1 protein-coding gene is annotated in these 2,164 nt (G+C 52.1%); it reads right to left on the bottom strand.

All coding sequences use genetic code 11. The annotated features are described in order from the left end of the window. Positions 1 to 1,807: methyl-accepting chemotaxis protein (locus AMM48_RS22025; protein ID WP_102785831.1), on the bottom strand; the 1,807-nt coding region annotated here is incomplete at its 3' end. Between the last annotated feature and the right edge of the window lie 357 nt (positions 1,808 to 2,164).

Raw genomic sequence — 2,164 nt, 5'->3', positions numbered from 1 at the left:
CGGCAAAGCCTTTGCCAGCGTCACCCGCACGGGCGGCCTCAATCGTTGCGTTCAGTGCCAGAAGGTTAGTTTGTTCGGCAATGTCGGTAATCAGCGCGATAACCTCGCCAATACGACCGGCCGATTGCGACAGGCTGTGTACCAGTTCGTTGGTATGCTGAGCACGTTGAGACGCCTCGTTAGAGATACGTGTCGTCTCTGCCATCTGACGATTAATCTCGGCGTTGGATGCCGAAAGTTGCTCGGTTGCGGCCGCAACCGTTTCAACGTTGCCGGTGGCTTCCTGTGCCGATGTTGCGACATCTTCGCTCTGGGTTGATACCAGTTCGGCACTGTGGGTCATCTGACCCGAAACACCCTGAAGCTGATCGGCAAGGGTGGCGATTTCATTGACCGCTGTTTCGACTTCATCCTGAAGTGTATCAGCCAGACCAAGAAGCTCGTCGCGCAGCGCTTCATTGCGTTCACGGTTAAGGTGCTCTTCTTCGGCCTGCATATCGCGGACCTTGAGCGCATTTTCCTTAAACACATCAACAGCCCGTCCCATAGCGGAAATTTCGTCATGCCCTTTGGACGGAACATCGACGTCAAGATCACCATCCGCCAGCGAAACCATGGTTTTCTGCAAACCGGCCAAACGACGCAAAAGGTTGCCACGCACATAGACGACAAAGATCAGTAACGGGATAAGGATTGCTGCGGCGCCAACCCCGTACATGACGTAGGTACTTTGGGTGTTGAGTGTGTTTGCATCACCCGCAGCCCGATCAACACCGGTTTGAAGGGCCTCGACCATCGCATTGACGCCATTTTCCATAGCGGTTGCGTATTCTGCAGTATGGACAACGGCAGCGGCCTGTTCTTCGGATAGTTCAAGTTCGCGCATCCGTAATGCTGGGATGCTTGCATCCCCAACCGTCAGCTCACGAATATCCTTGATCAGACCAAGGTAAAACTTCTGAAGTTTCTTGTTTTCAAGGCCATTGATGGTTTTTTCGGCTTGATCAATTGTGCCACGGATCTGAACGCTAGTGATTTTTAGGCGCGTCGAGTCACTTGATGACGCAGTGCTCAAAATTGTGTTGGTGATTTCCCCGCCAAGACGTGCCAATTCGAGGATCGGCGCACGGTCGCTGAGCGTTGTATCAAGCGTAAACAGCAGATCTTTGCTTTGGGTCAGCTGATCAGGTGTCAGATAATTGCCGCTTTTGCGCAGTTCTTCGACCTGGGCAGCAACAGTGGAAATTTGATTTTGTGACATCGATGTCAATGGTTTGATCATTGATGCAAATCGACCGCTCAGCTGCTGGAACTGATCAAGTTTCTCGGAAATTTCAGCAGCAACTTCAAAGCGGTTCAGGGTTTTTTGGTGCAGCTCTTCCAAGCCACCGGCAAGGTCCTGGCCGCTTTTTTCGATATGCGACAGGGATTCAGGTGACATCCCCGATTGCGCGAGTTTCTCAAGCTTTTCGCGCAAGCCATCGAGCAACATGTCGAGTTCGATTTTGACAACCTGCTCTTCGGACGGTGTTGAGGCCGCAACAATCCGCGGTGCGGATGCGACGATCTTCACGCTTTCGGTTGCCAGTTGCTGGGCGGTGAACATTGGTGGCAGTTGTTCATAGGCAATCTCGTCAAGCCGAGTGCCAAATTTATTAAATGAAAATACGGAAACGGCTGCTGCCAATACAGCAATAAGGCCAACCAGGAAAAAGGCGCCGGCCAGTTTTTCGCGTACGCCCAATCCCGATTTTCCCGCCGCTTTCGGCGCAGACGGCTTGTTGCCGCGTTTTATATTCAATCCCATTATTTGGTATCCCCATAGACGAATAAGCCGGGTGCCGACACATTGCTGCATCGACGCACGTTGTACGGGTCTCTCAGATGAAACTTCCCGGGAATGCCGCTTTCGGAGGACATCTGTTCTGCCAGTGTGTGGGGCGGCAGTTCAGATGAGGAAAGGTGGCTTATGTTATTGTTATTAGACAAAGCTATAGCATAGCCTTTGCAACACAAGCACGAGTTTTTCCCCTTAGTCCTACGTATAGGTTGTTTGTGCGCTGCCGCTCAATGTCAAGAATAGGGGGAACAAACTGGCCATAAAAAAGGCCCGCCATCGCGGCGGGCCTTTCGTCAGGATCGCAAAGCAGTTTGGGATCAGGAG

The organism is Thalassospira sp. GB04J01, from assembly GCF_000751115.1.
Classification (GTDB): domain Bacteria; phylum Pseudomonadota; class Alphaproteobacteria; order Rhodospirillales; family Thalassospiraceae; genus Thalassospira; species Thalassospira lucentensis.
The sequence above is the reverse complement of the archived record's forward strand: the minus strand, read 5'-3'. Positions and strand labels throughout refer to the sequence as shown.